Below are 22,882 nucleotides of genomic sequence, written 5' to 3'. Positions count from 1 at the left end.
AAAAACAACTGTAATGCTAGCACGGTCGTGACCGGTCGCATGACGATCGATGCTCAGGACAACGGTCTTTTCAGCTGCACAACTGAGAACGACGGCTGTCCCTCGACACAACTGACCGCCGAGAACCTTCCGGCGTTGGTCGAGTGCGTCCTGGCCTTGGAGTCCTACAGGACGGGACCCTCCGCGCCGTATCCGAAAGTGCCATTTACGGAGTTCAGTGCGATATCTGTTGGTCCCGATGCCGTCGCAGCCAAAGTCCGTTGGGCGGCGAGTGGAGGAGCGGTGATTAAGAAGGAGGGGGCACCGACGCGTGTGTCGATGTCGCCTATCCGGTGACATGACGTGACGATAACGAGGCTGAACCCTGAGGAAATTGTATGAGGCCTTCCTGCGTGTGGCGGAGTTTGCCGCGATCCAGGCCGGCTCTTCAGAGGAGCGCAACGCGGTCCTTCTCAGCGCTTCTGCGTCTTATAGGTGCTGTCTTGATGAACCGACGCAACGCCCTTCACTTTGCGCAGGTCATCAAGGCCATCCGCGTTGACGCTGCCGTTGACAATCATGAACCGCTTATGGCTTTCGACATCATCGAGCCCGCTAACCTTGAGGGCGTCGACGATCTCGTCCATTCGATTTTGCTCCGACTTCTCTATTCGGATCGTGACGTCAACTTTTTCGACCATGCATACAGCTCACGAAGGTGGCGCCTGGGCAAATCCTTTACCAATGTCACGCGGCGGAAACCGCAGCGGCCTGGAAATCTGGAGCAGGCGCCCATAACGCCCAGCCTCGAAATGCAATATTGGACTGCGCAATCAAAGCTGCAATCCCACTTACGTGGGGTGTCGCCATGCTGGTTCCATCCCAGCGATCATACTTATTTCCAGGTAAGCTCGAAAGTATGGCGACACCAGGTGCGGCAATGTCCACCTCCTGGTTGGGGTTCATTCCACCGCAAGAGAACGATGCAATGCGGGAGGCATTATCCACGGCGGCCACCGCCATAATCGTGGACGCATTCGCCGGCGAACCGAGTGGGGCAATCCGCTGCGGACGTGCGCTTTCGTTGCCGGCGGCAGCGATCACCAGTGTCCCTGCGTCCAGACAGACCTGTCCGATCTGCTCGTAATCGTCGCTTGGTTGGTCTCCAAGTCGGGTCGCGGCGCCGAGCGACATCGAAATGATTTGGCAGTTCTGATCCAGCGCCCAATCCATGCCAGCGATGATCGAGCGATCGGTGCCGAAGCCGTCATCACCTAGGACTTTCCCAGCGTAGATTTCCGCCTCGTAGGCGATGCCGTAGCGCGGGCCCGTGGTCGGACGCATCGGACCGCAAGCGGTACCGATGCAGTGTGTGCCATGGCCGACTACATCGTCCTCGCTGCTGCGGCTCGCAAACAGCTTCTTGGTGACGGCACGACCGACGAAATCCTGGTGAGTGTGATCAAAGCCGGTGTCGAGGACCGCGACCTTGATGCCGGCGCCCGTCAGACTGCTGCCAATGACCTTGGTCGCTTGCAGTCCCCACGTGGCCGTTGTCTCGTCGACGCGCGGCACGGCCGCCCGCTCGCCCTCCACCACGTCGCTGCCCAGCAGGCGATCAACCAATTCATTAATGCCGTCGCGGTAGCCCCGGAGGTAATCCTGATCCAATGTGGCGACGCCAGCGAATGACGCTTGCGCAATCTCGGCGCGTTGCATTCCGGCCGCACCAAGAGCGCGATACGTCCGCTCGGGCCGAACGCCGCTTACGGTTTTCTGCTGCATGGCCTTTTCCACCATGGGCCTCAACCGTTCGCCGTCCCGTCTGACGATGGCGATTCCGAAGCGCTCGAAGTACTGTACATCAGCGCCATCGAAATCATTTGGCACTGCTTTAGCTGAGCGGAAATCCTTCGATGATGCCACGCGAAAACCACTTCCTTCGAGTTGTCTGACACCCGCGCGAGCCGCCTGCGGCGTAAAGCGCACCACAGTGCCGAGGCGTGGCGTACCTTCAGCCTGCTCACTGGCAGTTCGGCGTGTCGATCGCTTAGCCATAAATCCCTCCTAATGTGAATGGACTTCGTCTTATCGGCCTAAATCGAAGGCTAAAGAGTAGTGGCTCTACCTAGTGAAGGATCAAAGACATTGCTCTAAAGCTTTGCGCTTTCCGGTCGACTTTCATGCAATTCTTGAGACACAAGACCTTGTTTTCATCGCTTGCGACAATAAACATTTCCGCTGATATGGCGGCTGCAGCCGATGCATCGCACATTTCGAATATCCGATGATTGTTGTATTCGGCTGACCTGAAGCTCCGTTGCAGGTCATCGTGAGGAGCAATCCGATAACTAGGAAGCGCTTCATAGCCGTTCCTCTCTGGCCCGCAGAAAAGGTACGCTATTCCGTTAGCCGGAAGCTTCGAGATGCAATTTACAATATCGGGCGGAGCCTTGGGGCTTTCGCGCCGCACAATCTGAATGATGTATAGCAATATAATACACGGTGAAGCGATGTGCAACTGTCTCCTGAGTGATCGCTGCTGCGGTTGGGATGGATAGCCTTTCGGAAGGCAAGGTGCTCGTTTCACTTCGTCGAGTTTGCTCTGCTTGTTACTTTTCGGGAGAGCGGGTCTGGTCAGCGCGATCCTGGCGTCGATCGGCGAGGGGGGAGCCTGCGGATGCTGGCTGGCGCGCGGCGCTTGACGAGCAGATCGCGGACGTTGCGCGGTGAGTTGCAGTTCTCAGACGGCGCGCACGAGGACGTGCTTGCTCCATAGCCATGATGCGATCCTGTCGCCGGTAGCCCACGGAACGTGGTCTCGCCAAAAGTTCGGAATGTCGCAATACGCGAACCGATGCGGCAGAGCTGAAAGCAAGCGAGCCAGATCGCCGCCCTCGACGTAAGCAACGTCGCCGTCGATATTGGGGTGCCTGACGACCTGCCGGACCTGCACGAAGACGCCATCGATCACAGGCGCTGCGCCGAGCGAGACATGGGGCGACACGGCGACCTGGTCGGATGCTGCGCGCGGTCGCGATTCCATGGATGAATCGGGACCGCCTACGGCCATTGCTACGGAGGCATCGCCCGCACGCGCGCGCCAGAATGCGTTCGGGTAGATGGCCGCGACCCGCGCATATTCCTGCTTCGTCCTGCCTGTGGAACGACCGATCCGTTCGCCGGTGCGCATGAAAAAGAACTGCCGGGCAGCTTCGGTGTTTTCCGGCTTTCGCAGGATGGTGTTGACGACAATTGCTCGCGCGTGCAAAGGATTTGCAGGAAGCGACTGCGCTGCAGGCTGAGTTCGTGCGGGTTCAGATCGAACACGCCAGCGAGTTTATGCGCGAGCTTACGCCAAAGCGCTAGACCTTCCGATAAGTGACGTGCGCCGTCGCAAACGGGATGCCAGCACGACCGGCACTGCCACGAACGATGCAAGCGCGCTCATCGATTGCGTAGAACCAATCGTCGAAGTTCAGCTTGAAGGACTTACCGCCAGCTTGCGGTGTGTCGCGCGTGTACTTCCAATGGAACGCGCAACCGGATTGCTCACCTATCGCTTCACCTTCAAGCCGGTTCTCCAGGCCGGTGTACTTGCCCCCGTCACCCTTTCGTATCGTCCAATGCAGCGCGTCGGAATGCCCGTCATCGAACGTGTAAGCCTCTGTGAACAGAACAGTTTGCGTGTCTGGCTCGAATTCACCATGGCCAGAAATCGTCGCACGCTTCAGCAACCCACCTACCAAACTTTCCAGCACGGCCCAGCCTTCTAGCCGGCCGGCGAAAAATCGTTCAGGAAGAAAGAGCGGATTTGTCCCTTTAAATTGTTCTATCGGCATGGGTGACCCCGACGTGCTTACACCTACAAAACGTTCCCGTTCATCCCGTGTACTCAACCTCCACCAGCCCAAACCGCTGCCGCCCTTCAACCCGACTCAGGGCTGCCAGCACTTCCTCGTTGGTCAAAGCATCCATCAGCTTTTCCACCGTAGTCCCGGCGCTTCTCGGCATGTTGGGTTCTAGGTACTCACTGAGGATCTAACGCGCTTCCAAGAACGCACCTATCAATGTCTGAATGTCCGATCGCTTCGGCACGATTGAGGACGCGTGGTCTTCTTCGATGGGGTATTCAATCGCCATCCCATCGGGATCATGCTCGCGGAGCCATTCGATTGCGGTGTCATAGGCGGCGACGCCAAACATCCCGCCGCCTACTATCGGGTGATGCACGTTTCGTCCTACTTCAACGCGGCGGAAGATAGCGTCGCGCTCGAGGTTGTCGCCCACCTTCTCAAGGCGCTCTTTTTCCTTTCCATGATGCCTCCAACCTTCTCGACGCCGGCGGAACTTTTCGCCTGGACCGAGGAGGGGCTCCGTGAGCTCTCGAAGACGTAGTCGACGCTTTCAGGCCGTGGCCTTGACAGGACCGATAGCCCGCCGCGGCCACGGCTTCAGACTTCAGGTGCATAGCGCCACGATCGTCAGCATGCCAAGGTGATTTGCAGAGCTCACAACGTCCGCGGGCTCCTCCTCCCGAAATCGATGAAAAGCATGAAACGACGGGCTATCCTTGTCGGACTTTTGACGATCAGTTTGGTTGCGGCCGTGCTCGTGAGCTATGCCGTCCCCAACCTCGCCAAACCGAACGGTGCTGAGATGCGTGAGTTCAGACATTCGAAGTTTACGGACGAGGGTCTGCGAGAACTTCATTCGAAGGTGCAGGCTGCGGAGGATGAACGCCGCGCGGCCAACGAGAAGGTTGTCAACGAAGCGGAAGCGGCAGTCTATGCGAGCATTGCCGAATGCAGTGCCAAGATAGATGACCCCGCCTATCGGGCGCGGCACCCAGAGGGATGCCCTCGTCCGCCTTCTCCGATGTGCCCGATGCGCGAGCGGACGACTGACGAAGCCGTTGAGCAGGTCGTCATGGGCGGGTGCGGGTTCGTGAGCACGGTTTGGGAAGCGCGGTACGCCCGTTGCCTGCCCTGACCCGGAGCCGTGACTGACGATCGAGAGCCGCCCGCGTTCGGGTCGGGCTCCGTGCCGGTGCTCAGGCTGCCTTCGTGCTAAAGTCCCGGAGCGATGGCTCGACCTCCCTTAAGTAGACGAGGTCCTGCTTCTTGCGGATCGAGAAGGGCCGGCTTGGTGCCGATCGAGTTCAGCCAGGCCAGCACCGCAAGCCGCGGATGCAATTGCCGCCGAAGGGCGATTTCGCCGACGAAGATGTACTTTGCGGAAAGCGCGCGAACGTCTTCGAGAAGGTAGGCGTGCTGCCTTTCCGAAGCTGTTTGATGAGATCGGGCTTGGCGCGAACGAGTCGCCAGAAGGCGGCATAGCTGATCTTCAGTATGTCCCCCGCGCTCGCGGCGCCGACCCACTCGATGTCCGCGGGCTCTTCCTGAATTTTTAGATGCTTTCGAACTCCGGTCACGAACGCGGCGGGATCCGGCGCGACCAGCTGCTTAAGTTTCAGCGTTTCGGCCTGAGGGTCTAGAGCTGCCCTTGCGTCCCCTTGGATGATGGCGGTCACGATGGCCGCCCAGGGAGTCGTTCCCGTTTGGATGCGCGAGCAGGCTATTGCCACCTTTTCGCCAGGCGCTCGAGTGCTCGCTGCGGCTTTGATGCGCTCCATCATGCTTTCCACCGAGGACCTCGAATAGGCCACCTTCTCCTGCAACATCTGCATGGGGTCCTCCTTGCGAGCAACCAAGCGGTCGCTGTTTCTGGGTGCGAAACTGGTGCGGTCACGCCTGCTCGTTGCAGACGAGTCGGGATTGACTTCTATACCCGTAGTCACCGCGCGAACCGTAGGTTTTGGCCGTGGGTTCGGAGGACGGATTTTGCGAGGGAGGACACATGCCTGGCAAGCTCAAGCCACTCGATGTCGAACGTGAAATTCGGCCGGGCAAATACCCTGACGGCGACGGTCTCTACCTGATCGTCGCGAGCGTCACGTCGAAGAATTGGAACTATCGGTACTGGAAGGACGGAAAGCAACGGTGGCTCGGCCTAGGGGCGGTCAAGGACGTATCACTGAAAGATGCGCGCCTAGCTCGGGATGCGGCGCGGCTCCGAGTGAAGGGGGATCGCGGCACACCCGGCGTCGACATCGTGCAAGAGAAGCGAGCGGCGCGCGAGGAAGCGAAAGCCATAGAGATCAAGGTCACTCTGCCCACCTTCGAGCAGTGCGCCGAAATCTACATTCGGGAGCGCTGGCCAAACTGGAGCAAGAAGCATCGCGCCCAATGGCCGTCTTCGCTCAAACGCTACGCTTACGCGACGATTGGAAAACTCACCATCCCGGAGATCAAGCCCAGCCACATCTATGAATTGCTCCGGCCAATCTGGGTTGAGAAGCGAGAGACAGCTAATCGTGTGCGCGGACGGATCGAAACGATCATTGCGAAGAATGTCGATGTTGACGACCGCGATTTTCGGAATCCTGCTGAACTCACCAAACAATTGCGCGAGAAGCTTCCAAGGCGGCCGAAACGCGTCGTTCAGCATCATCCCGCGCTGCCCTACGCCGAAGCACCGCAGTTCTTGATTGACCTGTCCGCAGCAAGCGGCATCGCGGCTTTGATGCTTCGCTTTCTGATCTTCACGGCGTGCCGCACCAACGAAGTCGTAGACGCCCGCTGGTCCGAGATCGATCGACCATCATCGATTTGGAAGATCCCCGGCGATCGCATGAAGATGAACCAGGATCATGTCGTACCACTTTCGGAACCTGCACTCGCGATCCTCGACAAGATACGCGATGGTAGCCAGGGCGAACTGATCTTCGCGAAGCCTGACGGTGGAATGTTCTCAGAGAACGCGATGCTGGCCGTACTGGATCGCCTCGGATACAGTCACGTCACGGTGCACGGCTTCCGCTCGACGTTTGCAACATGGGCAGAGGAGTGCACGGACTATCCCGACGGCGTCCGCGAGGCAGCGCTGGCGCACAAGTACAAATCCGAGACTACAGCAGCCTATCAGCGCGGGCAAAAGCTCGAGAAGCGACGGGTCCTCATGAAGGACTGGGCGCAGTTCCTTGCAGGATCAAACATCATCCACTTTGGCGAAGAGGGTTGATCGATCTTGGACAGGCCAATTCTTGGGGCGTTTGATACACTCTCTAGACCGGGCAAAACACGAAATCGCACGACCTGACATCCGAAAATGCGCATGGTCCCCTGAGTGCCTTGCGCCGAAAACCCGGTCTGGCACGCTGCGAAACGTCAGGGAACAACAGGATGGTTCGTATGTCTCGCGCCATGTCCATCGCGGTAGAATCCCCGCTCGTAGCGTCGCCGAATCAGGCGATGAGGGCGATCCAGGTCTCGCTAAAAAGCTGTACGAACTTATCAAGACGGGCGAGTTGGAGAGTTATACTGAAGGCAAGTCGCGACGCATCACGGTCAAATCGATCAATGACTACATCGAGCGCCGATTGGTAGCAGAAGCGGTTCGGCGCGGCTGCGCTGCATCCCCTCGAAACAACCAATAATGTCCTGAGTGCCACGCCCGGTTCGGCGGCTGCGAGCCGTTCGGCCAGCGTATCGGACGGGCCGACCTCCGACAATTCACGATGGGCCCAGCTGCAGACGAGCAAACGTGGCCCGGGTAGACTACGAATCTGAGGGGCGGACGTTCGAATCGTTCCGGGCGCGCCATCATCTCGCGAAGTCCTTGTTTCTCGGGAATAAATCGACAAATCAATAGCTTCGTCCTGCCGCATTGGTATCAAGCGGTGGGATCAATGGTGCGTATCGTGGGACTTGGTCTGATACAAAACGAGCATGGCGTTTGGTGTGTGCGCCGGAACGCTCAACGTTTGCCGGCGTGTTCGATGGCCGTTTGTATCTGCCCACCGCGAAGCCACCGAACAAGACAAGTTTCGATACTCGCTCAGGATGGAGAACGCTGTAGACGATCGAGACGGCGCATCCTTGAGAGAACCCGCGAACAAGGGCCGGCGGCAGGGCATGCCTGCTTGGCCAATTTGGTCCAGGGAACGGTGTGCAAGATCCTCGGCAAGGAGGAAATCAAGCCGCACAAGGTGTGCTACTATCTTAAAAATCGCGATGCTGAGTTCGAACAGAAGATGGCCGAGGTCCTGTGCGTCTATCGTGAAGTCGCGAGTTCCTGAAGACCTGCGGTAGGTTCGCGGCCCTAGTCCCGCCCGCGCTGACCGCCTGACTTTCGACGCCGTTGACGTTAACCGCGATTGCGAAGTGGGCGACGGATCCATCATCGAGCATCACCACCGCGACCAGCGATTGAGGAGCTGCCAGTCCGGGCGACAGTTGAACGAAGGCCTGCCGCCAGTGTTCGAGCATCCGCCAGCTCTGAATGCGAGCTCTGCCTTAGGTCTCAGCCACGAGACAGGCCCGGATTGGGGTCTTTTCTCTGCCTGGTGCGACCCCGGCGGGCATCGCGGCCTCAATGGCGCAACAGCACGGCTTCCCGAAGCGCGCGGCTTGAACTTAAGACGCAGACGATACCCAAAGCCATTAGCAGCACGCCTATCCAGGTTTCCGTCCAGCCTCTTCCCTTTTCGCCCGTCTCTGTTGCATGCAGATCGACCGGCACAACCGGTGGCACGGAGGCATCCACCGCTTCGCTAGCAGCCGGCGCGGGCGCCCCAGGCTTTAGGCGGACGATCGGAGAAAATATCGTGGATTTGTGTCGTGTGGGGAAAAGCGGTAGCGGTCTCCCGCTACCAATCTTGCAAACGGATCCGCACATCCACCAGCTCTGAAGGCCCGGCTCGGGCACGCGCGTGGCCTTCGTCCATCGCCTGTTGCGCGGCCGGCATAGGACGATGAAACAGCAAGGGCCGAGGGTCCTGCCGTATCTCAAGCAGCGTCTCCCAATCGAGGCCCGGCAGCGGCCGCGCCGAGTGGCCCCGGCTCGCGCAAATTAGGAACTCTCGCGCCGGATCAAAGCTTGAATCCCCGGGTCAGCCTCGCCGCCCGATGGCTGGCCTGCACGGCTCTGCCTCCAAGCCCCCCATACCCCCCAGGTGGGGCCGTGCTTCCTGGCAGGAGAAGCAATGCCCGAACCGACCGAGCAGCAAATCCGAGAACGCGCGCACCGGCTGTGGGAGCAAGCCGGCAAGCCGGAAGGCCGCGAGCAGGAGTTTTGGCACGCGGCCGAGCAGGAGCTGCGCAATGAGGACAAGTCCAACCCCACGCGCACGCCGGACACGCTGTGACCGAGAAGAAGTGCCCATTCTGCGACGGTCTGGGATGGGTCTGCGCCAACCATCCGCTCCGCCCCTGGAGCGAAGAGCCAGGCGGCTGCCGCTGCGGCGAGGGGATGCCTTGCACCTGCAACACGAGCGAAGATCCGGAAGTTAGAGCTGTGATCGTCGAAGCGGACACCACCTGGCATTAGATACGTAGCTTCCTGTAAACTGCAGGCGGCGGACATGCGAAACAAGATGGGCACCAATTGAACTCGCCACGCGCGCAGCGGCGCTTATCAAAGACGAAACCACCGTCCAGCGATTTAGAAGCTTTGCGGAGCAGCTGCAGCGAAAGCTTCATCGCATGATGCGGCGCGGCAAGCTGGTGGAGCAAGACGGAAGCGGGCGGCTCGGCGGCTCACTTACTGCGGCAGAGAAAAAGCCGCCGAGTTCTTCACCCTGGCGGCTTCAGAAGTTGGTAGCTGTTGATCGCCTCCGCAGCCTCGTGCGTACCGCCGTTACCTTGTTTGCGGCCATGCCCAGTCCGTCTAGGCGAAGGCACCTGATTCTGCTGTGACCTGAAGCACACAGCGCAAAGACGAAGTTGCGACCTGCGGCAGGTGCCGCGTCACGTGGGTGCCTTAACCTCTCGCCCCAAACCGTTCTTAACCTCCCGCCTGTGAGGAACACGACCGGGTCAAACTTGTTGAACGGCATGGCCGGGAGAGTTCTTTAGGGAAGCGGCAATGGCGACGCCTGGCGGCTGGTCCGCGATCCGCATTCGGGCAATTCGATGATGGAGCACAGGCCGAACATGAACTCCGGCGCGCAGACGTCGCCGACCGCGATCGGACAATCCCTGCACGCCGGACGCGGCTTCGAACACCAGTCCTCGCTGCAACTCATCGGTACACTTGTTGTCGAGTGACAGAGCAGCGCCTGGCTGGTGTTGGCGAGCGCTCCTGGAATCGGCTGGTTAGCATTGGAACTTCGCGGCGGACCGAACATGTTTTTCTTCTTCTCAAACCGCTTGGGCTGTTTTGGCTCCCTGCTGATCTCCGCGTTCGTTACGGTTGCGCTGCTTTTCATGCTCGGGATGCTGCGGTTCTGAGCCCAGATGTCTGCAATGCACCTGATCGAGATACTTCTTCCCTTGAATGACAATAAGGGGCGCCCCTTCGCTGCCGAACAATTCGCGGCCCCATGGGCGGGAAACCATGGTGCAAGGCTAACAAGGTGCACCTTTTGCGTCATTGCGATCACAGCGAAGCAATCCCGAATCCGACGGTGGAAAGACTCTGGATTGCTTCGCTGCGCTCGCAATGACGACAGCGTTGGCGCCGATGTTTTATCCTCTCACCCCCGATACCAACTCCCCAAATTCCACGTCGTCACATCCCACCCCGACATATCGACCATCAGGCTATTGACGCCGGCGTTGACGACGTTGCGCGAGAGCAGCGGCAGGAATACGTTGGCCTCGCAGAAGATCTCGTCGACCTTGATCAGCAGCGCGGCGCGCTTGACCGGGTCGAGCTCGTTCTGGGCGGCCTTGTAGGCCTTGTCGGCTTCGGGATCGGAATAGCGCGAGACGTTGCGGCCGAGCCACTTGTTGTCCTTGTTGGCGATCTCCCAGGACACGCACTGGTTCAAAAACCGCTCCGGGTCGGGCTGCGGCTGCGTCGTGTTGTACATCTCCATGTCGGCATAGAATTTCGAGTAGGTGTCGGGGTTGCCGGCGTCCGACGAGAAGAACACCGAGGCGGTGACCGCTTTGATTTCGATGTCGATGCCGGCCTTCTGGCAGGCCTGCTTGATGATGGCCTGCGTCTTCTGGCGCGGCGCGTTGGTCGAGGTCTGGAAGACGTATTTGAGCTTCTTGCCGTCCTTCTCGCGGATGCCGTCCGCGCCCTTGGTCCAGCCGGCATCGTCCAGAATCTTGTTCGCCTTGTCGATGTCGAACTCGTATTTCAGCTTGCTCGACTTGAATTGCTTGGGCGCGTTGACGAAGCTCGCCGTCGCGACGCCGCCGCGCCCGTAGATGAATTTCTGGATCGCATCGCGGTCGATCAAGAAGTTGAGCGCCCGTCGCACGGCGGGATCGGACAGCGTCGGGTGCTTGGTCTTGACGCTGGAGCGCTCGCCGTCGACCTCGGTCCACGGGTCCGTGGTGTTGAGGATGATGAACTCGACGTTGCCGGAGGGCGTGACGTCGAGCTTGCCCTTGCCGGCGGCCTCCATGCGCTTGAGGACCTCCTCCTCCACCTGCATGTTCCAGGCATAGTCGTATTCGCCGGTCTGCAGCACGGCGCGCGCCGCGGACACCGCATCGCCGCCGCCCTTGACCTCGAGCGTATCGAAATACGGCTGGTTCTTGACGTGATAGTCGGGGTTGCGCTCGGCCTTGATCAGGTCGCCCGGCTTGAACTCGACAAACCTGTAGGGACCGGTGCCGACCGGCTTCAGATTGCCCGGTGCCTCGCGCGATTTTGCGCCGACATAGTCACCAAAATGATGCTTTGGCAGGATCAGGCCGACCGAGCCGACAAAGGGATCGGCCCAGAACGGCGTCGGGGCCTTGAAGATCACCTTGACGGTGTGGTCGTCGATCTTGTCGACCTTGATATTCTGGTAGGATCCCGTGGTGTAAGCCGCGGTCGCCAGATCCGCAGCATATGCCCAAGTGAAGACGACGTCGTCGGCGGTGAAGGGCTTGCCGTCGTGCCATGTCACGCCCTGCTTCAGCTTCCAGGTCACGCTCATGCCGTCCGGCGAAAGGCCGCCGTTCTGCTTGGTCGGAACCTCGGCAGCGAGGAACGGGAAGAGGTTGCCGTCCCTGTCCCAGCCGGCCAGCGGCTCGAAGAAGATGCGCGAGGCGATCTGGTCCTTGGTGCCGCTCGCGAAATGCGGATTGAGCAGGGTCGGGGCCTGCCAGAGCAGGATCTTGAGCGGGCCGCCGCCGCCGGCCTTGGTCGGCTTGTAGTCCAGCGTGGCATTCGCCATCGCCACGTCGTTCCAGACCAGGATCTGGCTGGCGATCGGCGCTGCGATCCCGACCGCAGCCGCCTTCCGGATGAACGCGCGCCGCGACAGCGTGCCTTGCTTCACCTTCGCGACCAGACCTCGGATTTCGCTTTCGTTCATCGGATGACCTCCACTCACGACACGTCGCCGTGACGTGCACTCTAACCCAGCACGTCGGGCGTCGTGGAGTCAAAGATGACATCTACGGGACCTTGCTGTGTCGGCCCCTGTCAGTCCGCCCGCCAAAAATACTCCACTTTACCGAAATTCGGAAACGGCGTATGTGTCGGCCATCCCGGCTCACCCAAGACGGGCGATCTTGTGTCGTCACGTTTCGCGAGCCAGGCTTGCGGTGGACAAATGGAAGATGGCAACGATTCTTCTTGCTCCGTCATTGCAAACGAAGCGAAGCACTCCACAGTCTTTCCGTGAAGGCAGACTGGATTGCTTCGCTTCGCTCGCAATGACGATGTGGAGACTACGAGCGCCACTCTATCACCATTACCCTGAGGTGCTTGTCCTGCAACGCAGGACAAGCCTCGAAGGGCGACGGCCCGGCTGCACGCACGATCTCACGAAAGACTCCTTTTTTCACAATCATGGCAGTGGAACGCCGTAGCATCACGGCGGTTCCCGTATGGGTATCAGGGAGAATCGGATGAGCGACGCAGACGATCATTTCGCCAGGCTGCTCGGGCGGGCGGCGATGGACGTGTGGGGCGACATGCCTCGCGACATCCAGGAGGCGTTGTTCGAGACCGCGATGAAGGAGCGCAGCTCCGAGCGCGAAGAGCTCGCGCGGCTGCTGCACAGCCGCCATCCGCGCACGCTGCATCCGGCGAAACCGGGCTGAGCGCGCCGGTCAGAACCGTGCTCTCGATGCAGGAACGTTTGTGCGTATATCTGGTTGGCGTCTTGAAGGAGACGTTAACTGGACAGCGCAAATGAGCTCCGCTCCCGACTGCGCTCGAGCACGTGAGTTGACTGCCGTGACCGACATCAAGATTGGAAAATGGTACGACCCGATCTCCGAGCAGTGGATCGTGCCGCGCGAGACCTCTCCAGAGACGTCGTCTGCGCAGTCGACCGAGGAGCGCCTGCTCGATATCCACAAGCGCGACGAAGCTGAGCGCATCTGGCACCTGCTGGTGGACTGCTGCGCGCGCGAATGAAGACTGTTCAGGCGGCCGGCTCGTCGCCGCCCGGATGCGACCAAAGCGCCGTCGCCCGCACGCAGCGGCAAGCGTTCATTTCCCCATTCATGCTGAGGAGAGAAGCGGCATCTCCTCGCACGGAGAAATTTGAATTTCCATTTCATTGATTTCGCGTGCCCTTCGGAGGAAGACGGAACGAGCTATTGCCGGTTCCATGGAGACCAAAGATGTCGTTTCGTCCCGCCCTGATCATCGCGACCGTACTCGCCGCGTGGTCGGCCGCAGCCACCGCCGAGACCATCAAGATCGGCGTGACGCCGGGTCCGCATGCGCAGATCTTCGAGGCCGTGAAGCCGATTGCGGCCAAGCAGGGCCTCGACATCCAGCTGATCGAGTTCTCCGACTATGTCGTGCCCAACGCCGCGCTCGATGCCGGCGACATCCAGGCTAATTCGTTCCAGAACCAGCCTTATCTCGACAACCAGAAGGCCGACCGCGGCTACAAGATCGAAGCCGTCGGCCTGACCGTGAATTTCCCGATCGGGGTCTATTCGAAGAAGCACAAGGCCTTCGCCGATATCCCCGACGGCGGCAAGGTCTCGATCCCGAACGATCCGACCAATGGCGGGCGCGTGCTGTTGCTGCTGCGTGACAAGGGCGCGATCAAATTGAAGGACGGGGTTGGCTTCAAGCCGACGGTGCTGGACATCACCGAAAATCCCAAGAAGCTGAAATTCGTCGAGGTCGACGCGGCGCAGGCACCGCGCGCGCTCGACGACGTCGATGCAGCGGCGATCAACACCAATTATGCAACCCAGGCGGGCCTCGATCCGGTCAAGGACCCGATCCTGCGCGAGGACCCGAAGGGGCCTTACGTCAACCTGATTGCCGTCCGCGCGGCCGACAAGGACAAACCCTGGGTCAAGACCCTCGTCGACGCCTACCACACGCCGGAGGTCAAGGAGTTCGTCCTGACCAAGTTCAAGGGCGCGGTGCTGCCGAGTTGGTAGGCAGCTGCCTAGCAAAATTCAGGCGGAGAGGCGATCCCGGCCAATTGGCAGCGTTGCGCAATGCCCGCTTGTCTCGGACTGCGGCAACCGACATCATCGGGGCCGTGGCAATTGATCGCCCGAACAGGGATCGTATGAAACGCTTTGCAAACCTGAAACGACTGGGATTCTTCACGCGCCTGCTCGACGAGGCGCCGCCGGCCGAGCGCTATCGCTTCGCCGCCGAGCAGATCGTGTGCGCGGAAAAGGCGGGCCTCGATTCGGCGTGGATCGCGCAGCACCATTTTCACGAGCGAGAGGGTGGATTGCCCTCGCCGTTCGCCTTCCTCGGCTATGTCGCCGCGCGGACTTCGCGGATCCGCCTCGGCACCGGCATCGTCACGCTGCCGCTGGAGAGCGCGGTGCGGGTGGCCGAGGACGCCGCGGTGCTCGATCTGCTCTGCAATGGCCGGTTCGAGCTCGGCGTCGGCACCGGCGGCAATCCCTCCGCCTTCGCCGCCTTCGGCCTCGACAGCGCCCAGCGCAACGAGATCTTTGCCCGCAATCTGGACGTGGTCCGCGCCGCGCTGGCCGGCAAGCCGCTCGCCGGCGGCGATACGCTCTATCCGGTGCGGCCGCAATTGTGCGACCGGATCTGGCAGGCGACGTTCTCGGTGGCCGGCGGCGCGCGTGCCGGCAAGGCCGGCGACGGCCTGTTGCTGTCGCGGACCCAGCCGAGGGCCAAGGAGGCGCCGCGCGCCACGCTTGCCGAAATCCAGAACCCCGTGATCGATGCCTATCTCGAAGCGCTGCCGCCCAGTTGCGAGCCCCGCATCATGGCCTCGCGCAGCGTCTTCGTCGCCGACGATCGCCGCGAGGCGATGCGCCTTGCCGATATCGGGCTGCGGCGCGCACTCCCGCAGTTTCTCAAGGGCGGTCACGCGGCGCCTGGCGAGACGCTGAAGGAGATGATCGCGGCGTTCGACACCCATGTCGGCGCAGCCGACGACGTCATCGCCTCGCTCCGCACCGACGCCACGTTGGAGCGGGTGACCGATCTCGTCTTCCAGGTGCATTCGGTCGATGCCCCGCATCCCCATATCCTGCGCTCGATCGAGCTGGTCGCCGACAAGGTCGCGCCGGCGCTGGGCTGGACCCGGACGGCGCCCGATGTGGCGCTGGCTGTCTAATCGAAATCAACATGATCGCGTTGCACGAGGCTGAATGATGAGCACGACGGATATCATCGACACGCTCGCCGGGATCGAACCGGGATCGGCTCTCGACGCCATCCGCGCGCGGCGCCTGCAGGCGCGCGACAACGCGCAGAAGAGCTATCTCTCTCTGTTCGAGCCGCTCGACGCCGGCGAGGTGTCGCTTGCAGTACGTGCGGCGGTCGCGGTCTTCGTCGCCGGCCTGCATGGCGAGTCCCCGGTGTCCGCCTTCTATCGGGCGAAGCTCGCCGCGAATGCAGATGGGGCGGCTCTGGTCGAGGCGATCGAGGCCGAGATCGCGCGGGGCAACACGTCGGGTCCATATGGCGCCTTTCCGGCCGGCCCGCTATCGATCGAAAACAAGGCCGGACTGATCTACCGCGTGAGCGCGGATCGCAAGCCGGTCCTCGGCGCCCGGCTCGTTGCTGCGCTCGAGCATGCCCATTTGCTGGTGTTCCGGCCGCGCGATGCGGCATCCGCCGATATCAAGGTGCTGCTTGCTGCCGGCTGGTCCGACACCGGCATCGTCACCTTGTCCCAGCTGGTCGCGTTTCTGTCGTTTCAGCTGCGCGTCGTCGCCGGCCTGCGCTCGCTCGGCGCCTCGCTCGGGCGTCCGGCCAGTGCCGCGGCGAACGCGTAAGGAGATAGCACCATGAGCGCTGCGAGCACCGTCAATCCGCCCGTCATTTTCACCCAGGACGAACTCGGCTGGGTGTCCTGGATCGACCCGCTGCCCGAGGCCGAGCTGACCGAGCGGCATTTCGCTGGCCTCGTCGATCGATCCCGTGCCAAGTCGGAATATTTCCGCCTGCTGGTGCGCGATCCGGAGGTGCTGGAAGCCCGCACCAAGACCGACAAGGATATCTTCTACAACACCGCCGACGGCCTGCCGCGCGCCGAGCGCGAACTCGCGGCGGCTGCGACCTCGCGCTACAACGGCTGCATCTATTGCGCCTCCGTGCATGCGCGGTTTGCCAGCACCTATTCCAAGCGCCGCGATGACGTGCAGCGCCTGCTCGACGAAGGTATCAAGGCCGATCTCGGCGAGCGCTGGAATGCCGTCGTCAAGGCCTCGGTTGCGCTGGCCGCGACGCCGATCGCGTTCGGTCCGGACAATATCGATGAACTGCGCCGCGCCGGCCTCGACGATGCGGAGATTGTCGACGTCATCAACGGCGCGTCGTTCTTCAACTGGGCGAACAGGCTGATGCTGTCGCTCGGCGAGCCGACCAAATAGGCCCTTTCACTGGCATGGAAATTGCCATTTATTTTCAACGTTGGAGCGGATGGAGCCGTGCATGAGCAACATCGACCGTCGTACCCTGGTCAAGGGATCCCTCGCCGCCATGACGGCGGGCGCGGCCATGTCGCGCGGCGCCTTTGCGCAATCGTCCGAGCCGATCCTGCTCGGCGTCAGTGGTCCCCTGACCGGACCGAACGCACAATATGGCACGCAATGGAAGCAGGGCTTCGATCTCGCGCTCGACGAGATCCTCGCCGCCGGCGGCATCAACGGGCGCAAGCTTGCCTACAGCTTCGAGGACAGCCAGAGCGACCCGCGCCAGTCGGTGGCGATTGCCCAGAAATTCGTCTCTGATCCCCGGATCGTCATGGAGCTCGGCGACTTCTCCAGCACGGCATCGATGGCCGCGTCTCCAATCTATCAGCGGGGCGGCCTGGTGCAGTTCGGCTTCACCAATTCGCATCCCGATTTCACCAAAGGCGGCGACTTCATGTGGAGCACCTCCGTCAGCCAGGCCGACGAGCAGCCGCTGCTGGCGCAATATGCGGTGCGCCGCCTCGGCCTCAAGAAACTCGCGGTGCTGCATCTCAACACCGATTGGGGCCGCACCAGCCGCGATTATTTCGTCAAGGCCGCCAAGGAATATGGCGCCGAGGTCGCGGTCACCGAAGGCTACATCGCCGAGGAGCGCGATTTTCGCTCCACACTGGTGCGTGTCCGCGACGCCAATCCGGACGGGCTGATCCTGGTCTCCTATTATTCCGACGGCGCGCTGATCGCGCGCCAGGCGCGCCAGGTCGGCCTGAAGCAGACGATCTGCGCCGCAAGCTCGGTCTATTCGCCGAAGTTTTTGGAGCTCGGCGGCGATGCCGTCGAGGAGGTCCATCTCGGCACGCGCTATTTCCCGGAAGATCCGCGGCCCGAGGTGCAGAAATTCATCGCCGGCTTCAAGAAGAAATACAACGGGCAGGAGCCCGACGCGTTCAACGCCTATTCCTATGACGCCATGAACATGGCGGCCGCCATCGTCAAGATCGGCGGCACTGATCGCCGCGCCATCCGCGATGCCTTCACCAAGGTCAAGGATGTCCCCAGCGTCATCTTCGGGAAGGCGACGTTCGATGTGGAGAGCCGCCGCGTCAAGGGCGCCATGAATGCCGAACTCGTCGTGCGCAAGGGCCAGTTTGCGCTTTGGGACGGCAAGCCGACCTGACATGATGGCCGGGGGCGCATCCCCGGCCGCACTTCTCTCACTAGGAATGTCGCTTGTCTTCCTGGCTCGACTACACGATCAACGGGCTGATCGTCGGTAATGTGTATGCCCTCGTTGCGGTCGGGCTCGCGCTGATCTTCGGCGTCAGCCGGCTGATCAATTTCGCCCAGGGCTCGATCTATCTCGTCGGCGCCTATATCGGCTGGGTCGCGGTGGTGCAGCTGCATACGCCGCTTCCGCTCACCATCATCGTGGTCGCGGTGGCCGCGGCGCTGGTCGGGCTGATCATCGAGCGGTTCGGCCTGCGTCCGCTCCAGAACTCGGTGCGCATCGCCCCGCTGCTCGCGACGATCGGCATCAGCTTCGTGCTCGACCAACTGGTGATGCTGACCTTCTCGCCCAATCCACGCGCGCTGCCGAGCCAGTTGCCTGACGTCCGCTTCCAGATTGGCGGCGGCACGATAGAACCGCTCGACCTGTTGATCGCCGGCGTCGGCCTCACCAGCGCGCTGCTGCTGTTCGTGTTCCTGCGCTACACCAAGCTCGGTTGGGCCGTGCGCGCCACCGCGCAGGATCGCGACGCCGCGATGCAGATGGGCGTCGATGTCAACCGCGTCAATCAGGCCGTGTTCGGCATCGCCGCCGCGCTGGGCGGCGTCTCCGGCTTGCTGGTCGGCATGTACTACAACCAGATCGACACCGCGATGAGCCTTCAGGCGACGCTCAAGGGCGTCGTCGCGGAAGTGGTCGGCGGCGCCGGCAACGTGCCCGGCGCCGTGATCGGCAGCCTGCTGCTGGGATTGGTCGAGAGCTACGGCGTTGCCGCGTTCGGCACCAGCTACCGCAATCTGTTTGCCTTCCTGCTGCTGGTCGTGGTGCTCGTGCTTCGTCCGAACGGCCTGTTTGCGAGCGCGCGGCAGGCACCGCCCGAGCCGCTCACGGGCACCTTCATCGCGCCGAGCCGTCCTGTCCGCATTCCTCGCTGGGCCTTGCTGGTTGTGCTCGGCGTCTTCGCGATCCTGCCGCTGCTTCCGGTGTCCTTGTACGTGCTCCAGACCCTGATCAACGCCTGGCTGCTCGGCATGCTCGCGCTCAGCCTCACGCTGGTTGCGGGAACGATCGGCCAGGTCTCGCTCGGACACGCGGCCCTGCTTGCGATCGGCGCCTATACATCCGCACTGCTGTCGCTGACATTCTCCGTTCCGGTCGGTTTCGCGATCATCGGCGGTGGCCTGATGAGCGCGGCGCTCGGCACCGCACTGATCTCGCCGTCGTTCCGCCTGCGCGGGCACTACGTGTCGATCGCAACACTCGCCATCGGCGAGATCGTGTCGCTGGTGATCCTGAACTGGGAGGGCGTCACCCGCGGCCCAATCGGTGTTTCCGGCATCCCGCCCTTGTCGCTGTTTGGCTATGAGCTGATCAGCCCAACATCGATCTACTGGTTCAGCTTCGTGGTGATGGTGGTGCTGGCGTTGCTCCAGGCGCGATTGCTCGGCTCGCATCTCGGTCGCAGCTTTCGCGCCATCCGCGACGACGACGTCGCCGCGCGCGCCTATGGCCTCAGCCTGAACCGCTACAAGTCGTTGGCCTTCATCTTCGGCGGGTTCGCCGCCGGCATCAGCGGCGGCATCGCCGCGCATCTGTATTCCTACATCAACCACGAGACCTTCAACACGCAGCAATCCATCCTGGCGCTGACTGTCGTGATCCTCGGGGGGCTCGGCAATGTCGTCGGCGCCGTCGTCGGATCGGTGGCGCTGGTCGGCCTGCCGGAAGTATTCCGGATCGCGGCCGAGTACCGCATCCTGATCTACGGCATCGTGCTGCTGCTGCTGGTGCGATTCAGGCCGCAGGGCCTGTTGGGGACGATCTGATGGCGATTGCGCACGCTGCTCCGCTTCTGTCTGTCCGGGGGCTGACGCGCCGCTTCGGCGGCCTCACCGCCGTCGACGCCATCGATCTCGACCTCGCCAAGGGCGAGCTGGTCAGCATCATCGGCCCGAACGGTGCCGGCAAGACGACGCTGTTCAATCTCGTAACCGGGCTCGACAGGCCCGATGCCGGCAATGTCAGCTTCGAAGGGCAGGATGTCACCGGGCTGTCGCCGGAAACGCTGGCGGCCGAAGGCATCGCCCGCACGTTTCAGCTCGGCCGCGTCTTCGGCAATCTCAGCGTCATGGACAATGTCCTGATCGGTGCGCACACGCGGCTGCGTGCCGTGAAGCCGGCCGTGCCGCTGATCGGGCCGCTGCTGGAACTGGGACTGGCGCTGCTGCGGCCCGCGAGTGTCAAGGTCGAAGAGGAGCAGCTGCGGAAAGAGGTGAAAGTCATTCTCTCGCGCTTCGGTGAACGGCTGCTGCCGCGGATCGATCAGCCTGCCTACAGCCTGTCCTACGCCAACCGCCGCCGCGTCGAGATCGCGCGGGCGCTCGCACTGAAGCCGCGCCTGTTGCTGCTCGATGAGCCCACCGCCGGCATGAACCCGACCGAAACCGCCGAGATGCAGGCCCTCGTCGCCGAGCTGAAAGCCGAAGGCCTGACCATCCTCCTGATCGAGCACAAGCTCGAAATGGTGATGCGCCTCTCCGACCGCGTCATCGTCATGGACGAGGGCAAGAAGATCGCCGAAGGCGCCGGCGAACAGGTGCGTACCGATCCCAAGGTGATCGAGGCCTATCTTGGCCACGGCCTGTCTGACGCTGCGGATCAGCAGGAGAGCGCGGCATGACGAGCAACGCACCTGATCCGCTGCTGACGCTGTCCGGCGTCAACACCTTCTACGGCCAGGCCCAGGTCCATTTCGACCTGTCGATCAAGGTTGCCCGCGGCCACATCGTCTGCCTGCTCGGCGGCAACGCCAGCGGCAAGTCGACGACCATGAAGATCATCCTCGGCTTGGTGAAGCCGCGCTCGGGCGATGTGAGCTTCGACGGCGCCTCATTGCTGGGCCTCACCACGCCGCAGATCATCCGCCGCGGCATCGCCTCGGTGCCGGAGGCGCGGCGGCTCTTCGCCGACATGAGCGTCCGCGAAAACATCCTGATGGGCGCCTTCGTGCGCAACGACCGCGATGCCGTCGCGCAGGATCTCGAGCGGATGCTCGCGCTGTTTCCAAAACTCGGCCAGCGACTGTCGCAGCGTGCGGGCTCCCTGTCCGGCGGCGAGCAGCAGATGGTCGCCATGGCGCGCGCGCTGATGATCCGGCCGCGCATGATCGTGATGGACGAGCCGACCATGGGCCTGTCGCCGCTCTATGTCGACCGCGTGCTGGAGCTGATCAGGACCATCAACCAGGAGGGCGTGTCGGTCTTCATGGTCGAGCAGAACGCCAGCCTCGCGCTCGAGATCGCGCATGAGGCCTATGTGCTCCAGACCGGAAAGATCGTGCTGTCCGGCTCCGCGCGTACGTTGAAGGACGACCCCCGCGTGCGCGATGCCTATCTCGGCGGGGCCGAGGCCGCGTGATGTAGCGCGCTGACGTCTCCACGTCAGGCCGGGCTGACCCGGCCATGCGCGCCTTTAACTCCCGGCACGAAGAACGTGGGTGCGCGGGACAAGCCCGGGCATGACGACCTCCCGCAAATCCGCATAAGCGATCAGAGCGCGGCAACCGGGGCTAGCCAGTGTGATCATTCTATGGAAAGGTCATGCTAGGGTGCGGTCGACGGGAATGGGTGCGTGACGACGTGGTCTTGGCGGGCGGTCGAGCCCGGAACGGTGCTGCTGTTCGGTGGGCTGCTCGCCGCCAACATTGCCGCTTGGGCCTGTGCCTTCGCGCTGTTTTCGGACCGGCCCGCAGTGATGGCGACCGCGCTGCTTGCCTGGGTGTTCGGATTGCGCCATGCAGTCGACGCCGACCACATCGCCGCCATCGACAACGTCGTGCGCAAGCTGATGCATGCGGGCGAAGCGCCGAGATCCGTGGGCCTCTATTTCGCGCTCGGCCATTCGACCGTCGTCGTGGTCGCGACCATGCTGCTGGCGTTCGGCGTGGTGAGCCTTGGCGGCGACAGCCTGCTCAGGGAGATCGGCGGCCTGATCGGCACCTCGGCATCGGCGCTGTTCCTGCTCGTCATCGCAGCCATCAACCTCGCCATCTTCGCCGGCCTGTGGCGGACGTTTCGCGCGGCGCGCGAGCGGGGCGTTCACGACGCCGAAGGCCTCGACGCACTGCTTGCCAATCGCGGATTGCTGGCGCGACTGCTCGGGCCGATGTTCCGCTTGATAACAAAGTCCCGGCACATGTATCCGCTTGGGCTGCTGTTCGGGCTCGGCTTCGACACCGCGACCGAGATCGGCCTGCTCAGTATTTCCGCCACAGAAGTCGCGCGCGACGCTTCGCTCGCACAGGTATTGATCTTTCCCGCCCTGTTCGCTGCCGGCATGGCGCTGGTCGACACCGTAGATTCGGCGCTGATGGTCAGCGCCTATCGCTGGGGTTTCGTCGATCCGCTGCGCAAGCTCTGGTACAACCTCACTATCACCGGCGCCTCTGTCGCGGTCGCGCTGTTCATCGGCGGCATCGAGGCGCTCGCGCTGATCGGCGACCGACTCGGTCTGTCGGGAGGACTATGGGCGCTGGTCGACGGCCTCAACGAGTCGCTTGCGAATTTCGGCTTCGCCGTGATCATGCTGTTTGCGGTCGCCTGGCTCGTCTCTGTCGTGCTCTATCGTCGCATGTTTGCGGACGACCGGCGGCACATGCCGGATGTGCTCCGGGGCGCGGATGCGACCGAGGCGATGTGAGCTTGGCCGTCGATGTGGCGCGCTGACGGCACTGTCGGCCGTCGTGCTGCTCGCGGATGACGGGCAAGCTTTCGCGCAGAGCAATCTTGCCTAGCGCGAACTGCCGCCGATCGGGTTCTGTAACCTCTCCCGCTTG

Annotated in this window: 26 protein-coding genes; 18 read left to right on the top strand and 8 right to left on the bottom strand. The window is 62.2% G+C overall.

Annotation, left to right across the window (positions count from 1 at the left end; translation table 11 throughout):
- The coding region (locus tag FXV83_RS43495; protein ID WP_210250727.1) for a hypothetical protein at nucleotides 1–336 on the top strand (336 nt) is incomplete at its 5' end.
- A 116-nt stretch (nucleotides 337–452) separates the two neighbouring features.
- Here FXV83_RS43495 and FXV83_RS09200 read toward each other — a convergent pair.
- From FXV83_RS09200 to FXV83_RS09190, 3 genes are all read right to left on the bottom strand, one after another.
- A complete protein-coding gene (locus FXV83_RS09200; RefSeq protein ID WP_148738866.1) occupies nucleotides 453–680 on the bottom strand; it encodes a hypothetical protein in 228 nt (75 codons plus the stop codon).
- A 46-nt stretch (nucleotides 681–726) separates the two neighbouring features.
- Nucleotides 727–2,037, bottom strand: coding sequence for a S8 family peptidase (locus tag FXV83_RS09195; protein ID WP_235939349.1), 1,311 nt, complete (start codon nucleotides 2,035–2,037; stop codon nucleotides 727–729).
- 685 nt (nucleotides 2,038–2,722) lie between these two features.
- Nucleotides 2,723–3,025, bottom strand: coding sequence for a hypothetical protein (locus tag FXV83_RS09190; RefSeq protein WP_148738865.1), 303 nt, complete (start codon nucleotides 3,023–3,025; stop codon nucleotides 2,723–2,725).
- A gap of 209 nt (nucleotides 3,026–3,234) precedes the next feature.
- On the opposite strand from FXV83_RS09190, the gene FXV83_RS45380 reads away from it, so the two are divergent.
- Nucleotides 3,235–3,348, top strand: coding sequence for a phasin family protein (locus FXV83_RS45380; RefSeq protein WP_148738864.1), 114 nt, complete (start codon nucleotides 3,235–3,237; stop codon nucleotides 3,346–3,348).
- Here the strand turns inward: FXV83_RS45380 and FXV83_RS09180 are convergent.
- Nucleotides 3,345–3,821 carry a DUF3833 family protein gene (locus FXV83_RS09180; RefSeq protein ID WP_148738863.1) on the bottom strand — a complete coding sequence of 159 codons (477 nt, stop codon included), beginning with the start codon at nucleotides 3,819–3,821 and terminating at the stop codon, nucleotides 3,345–3,347. The two genes, FXV83_RS45380 and FXV83_RS09180, sit on opposite strands and share 4 nt — an antisense overlap.
- Before the next feature lie 268 nt (nucleotides 3,822–4,089).
- Here FXV83_RS09180 and FXV83_RS09175 point away from each other — a divergent pair, with 268 nt between their 5' ends.
- Together FXV83_RS09175 and FXV83_RS09170 are read left to right on the top strand one after the other, a co-directional pair.
- Nucleotides 4,090–4,377 carry a hypothetical protein gene (locus FXV83_RS09175; RefSeq protein ID WP_148738862.1) on the top strand — a complete coding sequence of 96 codons (288 nt, stop codon included), beginning with the start codon at nucleotides 4,090–4,092 and terminating at the stop codon, nucleotides 4,375–4,377.
- A 147-nt stretch (nucleotides 4,378–4,524) separates the two neighbouring features.
- Nucleotides 4,525–4,971 (top strand): hypothetical protein, encoded by a 447-nt coding sequence (locus FXV83_RS09170; RefSeq protein ID WP_148738861.1) that lies wholly within the window; start codon nucleotides 4,525–4,527, stop codon nucleotides 4,969–4,971.
- Nucleotides 4,972–5,140: 169 nt separating this feature from the next.
- Here the strand turns inward: FXV83_RS09170 and FXV83_RS09165 are convergent, their stop codons facing one another.
- Nucleotides 5,141–5,668, bottom strand: coding sequence for a hypothetical protein (locus FXV83_RS09165; RefSeq protein ID WP_148738860.1), 528 nt, complete (start codon nucleotides 5,666–5,668; stop codon nucleotides 5,141–5,143).
- Nucleotides 5,669–5,838: 170 nt separating this feature from the next.
- Here FXV83_RS09165 and FXV83_RS09160 point away from each other — a divergent pair, with 170 nt between their 5' ends.
- Complete coding sequence (locus FXV83_RS09160) at nucleotides 5,839–7,062, top strand: tyrosine-type recombinase/integrase (protein WP_148738859.1); 1,224 nt, start codon at nucleotides 5,839–5,841, stop codon at nucleotides 7,060–7,062.
- Nucleotides 7,063–7,285: 223 nt separating this feature from the next.
- Here the strand turns inward: FXV83_RS09160 and FXV83_RS42550 are convergent, their stop codons facing one another.
- Nucleotides 7,286–7,552 carry a hypothetical protein gene (locus FXV83_RS42550; protein WP_187435774.1) on the bottom strand — a complete coding sequence of 89 codons (267 nt, stop codon included), beginning with the start codon at nucleotides 7,550–7,552 and terminating at the stop codon, nucleotides 7,286–7,288.
- Between the two features lie 411 nt (nucleotides 7,553–7,963).
- On the opposite strand from FXV83_RS42550, the gene FXV83_RS09150 reads away from it, so the two are divergent.
- Both FXV83_RS09150 and FXV83_RS09145 read left to right on the top strand, forming a co-directional pair.
- The gene (locus FXV83_RS09150; RefSeq protein WP_187435773.1) at nucleotides 7,964–8,119 is read left to right on the top strand and encodes a hypothetical protein; all 156 of its coding nucleotides are present in this window, start codon (nucleotides 7,964–7,966) and stop codon (nucleotides 8,117–8,119) included.
- A gap of 906 nt (nucleotides 8,120–9,025) precedes the next feature.
- Nucleotides 9,026–9,187 carry a DUF2934 domain-containing protein gene (locus FXV83_RS09145; protein ID WP_148738858.1) on the top strand — a complete coding sequence of 54 codons (162 nt, stop codon included), beginning with the start codon at nucleotides 9,026–9,028 and terminating at the stop codon, nucleotides 9,185–9,187.
- A 705-nt stretch (nucleotides 9,188–9,892) separates the two neighbouring features.
- Here the strand turns inward: FXV83_RS09145 and FXV83_RS42545 are convergent.
- Together FXV83_RS42545 and FXV83_RS09135 are read right to left on the bottom strand one after the other, a co-directional pair.
- The gene (locus tag FXV83_RS42545) at nucleotides 9,893–10,414 is read right to left on the bottom strand and encodes a hypothetical protein (protein ID WP_187435772.1); all 522 of its coding nucleotides are present in this window, start codon (nucleotides 10,412–10,414) and stop codon (nucleotides 9,893–9,895) included.
- A gap of 102 nt (nucleotides 10,415–10,516) precedes the next feature.
- Complete coding sequence (locus tag FXV83_RS09135) at nucleotides 10,517–12,304, bottom strand: peptide ABC transporter substrate-binding protein (RefSeq protein ID WP_148738856.1); 1,788 nt, start codon at nucleotides 12,302–12,304, stop codon at nucleotides 10,517–10,519.
- 538 nt (nucleotides 12,305–12,842) lie between these two features.
- On the opposite strand from FXV83_RS09135, the gene FXV83_RS09130 reads away from it, so the two are divergent.
- The 11 genes from FXV83_RS09130 (at nucleotide 12,843) to FXV83_RS09080 (ending at nucleotide 22,746) form a co-directional block, all read left to right on the top strand.
- Complete coding sequence (locus tag FXV83_RS09130; RefSeq protein ID WP_148738855.1) at nucleotides 12,843–13,037, top strand: hypothetical protein; 195 nt, start codon at nucleotides 12,843–12,845, stop codon at nucleotides 13,035–13,037.
- A 136-nt stretch (nucleotides 13,038–13,173) separates the two neighbouring features.
- Nucleotides 13,174–13,356 carry a hypothetical protein gene (locus FXV83_RS09125; protein WP_148738854.1) on the top strand — a complete coding sequence of 61 codons (183 nt, stop codon included), beginning with the start codon at nucleotides 13,174–13,176 and terminating at the stop codon, nucleotides 13,354–13,356.
- A 209-nt stretch (nucleotides 13,357–13,565) separates the two neighbouring features.
- Entirely contained in the window at nucleotides 13,566–14,348 is a 783-nt protein-coding gene (locus tag FXV83_RS09120; protein ID WP_148738853.1) for a MetQ/NlpA family ABC transporter substrate-binding protein, read from the top strand.
- 134 nt (nucleotides 14,349–14,482) lie between these two features.
- On the top strand, nucleotides 14,483–15,517 hold the full coding sequence (locus tag FXV83_RS09115; RefSeq protein WP_148738852.1) for a putative FMN-dependent luciferase-like monooxygenase: 1,035 nt from the start codon (nucleotides 14,483–14,485) through the stop codon (nucleotides 15,515–15,517).
- A 37-nt stretch (nucleotides 15,518–15,554) separates the two neighbouring features.
- Nucleotides 15,555–16,181, top strand: a complete 627-nt coding sequence (locus FXV83_RS09110) for a CMD domain protein (RefSeq protein WP_187435771.1) — start codon at nucleotides 15,555–15,557, stop codon at nucleotides 16,179–16,181.
- A 12-nt stretch (nucleotides 16,182–16,193) separates the two neighbouring features.
- The gene (locus FXV83_RS09105) at nucleotides 16,194–16,778 is read left to right on the top strand and encodes an alkylhydroperoxidase domain protein (RefSeq protein ID WP_148738850.1); all 585 of its coding nucleotides are present in this window, start codon (nucleotides 16,194–16,196) and stop codon (nucleotides 16,776–16,778) included.
- Between the two features lie 61 nt (nucleotides 16,779–16,839).
- Entirely contained in the window at nucleotides 16,840–17,997 is a 1,158-nt protein-coding gene (locus FXV83_RS09100; protein ID WP_148738849.1) for an ABC transporter substrate-binding protein, read from the top strand.
- A 53-nt stretch (nucleotides 17,998–18,050) separates the two neighbouring features.
- Nucleotides 18,051–19,874, top strand: coding sequence for an ABC transporter permease (locus FXV83_RS09095; protein ID WP_148738848.1), 1,824 nt, complete (start codon nucleotides 18,051–18,053; stop codon nucleotides 19,872–19,874).
- The gene (locus tag FXV83_RS09090) at nucleotides 19,874–20,728 is read left to right on the top strand and encodes an ABC transporter ATP-binding protein (protein ID WP_187435770.1); all 855 of its coding nucleotides are present in this window, start codon (nucleotides 19,874–19,876) and stop codon (nucleotides 20,726–20,728) included. The genes FXV83_RS09095 and FXV83_RS09090 overlap by 1 nt, the downstream gene beginning before the upstream one ends.
- Nucleotides 20,725–21,465, top strand: a complete 741-nt coding sequence (locus FXV83_RS09085) for an ABC transporter ATP-binding protein (protein WP_148738846.1) — start codon at nucleotides 20,725–20,727, stop codon at nucleotides 21,463–21,465. Before FXV83_RS09090 ends, FXV83_RS09085 begins: the two co-directional genes overlap by 4 nt.
- 213 nt (nucleotides 21,466–21,678) lie before the next feature.
- Nucleotides 21,679–22,746, top strand: coding sequence for a HoxN/HupN/NixA family nickel/cobalt transporter (locus FXV83_RS09080; RefSeq protein WP_148738845.1), 1,068 nt, complete (start codon nucleotides 21,679–21,681; stop codon nucleotides 22,744–22,746).
- Nucleotides 22,747–22,882 lie beyond the last annotated feature (136 nt).

This window comes from Bradyrhizobium hipponense, assembly GCF_008123965.1.
Lineage (GTDB): Bacteria > Pseudomonadota > Alphaproteobacteria > Rhizobiales > Xanthobacteraceae > Bradyrhizobium > Bradyrhizobium hipponense.
Note: the sequence above shows the minus strand (reverse complement) of the source record. Positions and strands in the feature narration are given on the sequence as shown.

Coding starts and splice junctions, on each gene's coding strand:
- FXV83_RS09200 (WP_148738866.1), bottom strand. CDS start 680: ATGGTCGAAAAAGTTGACGTCACGATCCGAATAGAGAAGTCGGAGCAA.
- FXV83_RS09195 (WP_235939349.1), bottom strand. CDS start 2,037: ATGGCTAAGCGATCGACACGCCGAACTGCCAGTGAGCAGGCTGAAGGT.
- FXV83_RS09190 (WP_148738865.1), bottom strand. CDS start 3,025: ATGGAATCGCGACCGCGCGCAGCATCCGACCAGGTCGCCGTGTCGCCC.
- FXV83_RS09180 (WP_148738863.1), bottom strand. CDS start 3,821: ATGCCGATAGAACAATTTAAAGGGACAAATCCGCTCTTTCTTCCTGAA.
- FXV83_RS09170 (WP_148738861.1), top strand. CDS start 4,525: ATGAAAAGCATGAAACGACGGGCTATCCTTGTCGGACTTTTGACGATC.
- FXV83_RS09165 (WP_148738860.1), bottom strand. CDS start 5,668: ATGCAGATGTTGCAGGAGAAGGTGGCCTATTCGAGGTCCTCGGTGGAA.
- FXV83_RS09160 (WP_148738859.1), top strand. CDS start 5,839: ATGCCTGGCAAGCTCAAGCCACTCGATGTCGAACGTGAAATTCGGCCG.
- FXV83_RS09145 (WP_148738858.1), top strand. CDS start 9,026: ATGCCCGAACCGACCGAGCAGCAAATCCGAGAACGCGCGCACCGGCTG.
- FXV83_RS42545 (WP_187435772.1), bottom strand. CDS start 10,414: ATGACGCAAAAGGTGCACCTTGTTAGCCTTGCACCATGGTTTCCCGCC.
- FXV83_RS09135 (WP_148738856.1), bottom strand. CDS start 12,304: ATGAACGAAAGCGAAATCCGAGGTCTGGTCGCGAAGGTGAAGCAAGGC.
- FXV83_RS09130 (WP_148738855.1), top strand. CDS start 12,843: ATGAGCGACGCAGACGATCATTTCGCCAGGCTGCTCGGGCGGGCGGCG.
- FXV83_RS09120 (WP_148738853.1), top strand. CDS start 13,566: ATGTCGTTTCGTCCCGCCCTGATCATCGCGACCGTACTCGCCGCGTGG.
- FXV83_RS09115 (WP_148738852.1), top strand. CDS start 14,483: ATGAAACGCTTTGCAAACCTGAAACGACTGGGATTCTTCACGCGCCTG.
- FXV83_RS09110 (WP_187435771.1), top strand. CDS start 15,555: ATGAGCACGACGGATATCATCGACACGCTCGCCGGGATCGAACCGGGA.
- FXV83_RS09105 (WP_148738850.1), top strand. CDS start 16,194: ATGAGCGCTGCGAGCACCGTCAATCCGCCCGTCATTTTCACCCAGGAC.
- FXV83_RS09100 (WP_148738849.1), top strand. CDS start 16,840: ATGAGCAACATCGACCGTCGTACCCTGGTCAAGGGATCCCTCGCCGCC.
- FXV83_RS09090 (WP_187435770.1), top strand. CDS start 19,874: ATGGCGATTGCGCACGCTGCTCCGCTTCTGTCTGTCCGGGGGCTGACG.
- FXV83_RS09085 (WP_148738846.1), top strand. CDS start 20,725: ATGACGAGCAACGCACCTGATCCGCTGCTGACGCTGTCCGGCGTCAAC.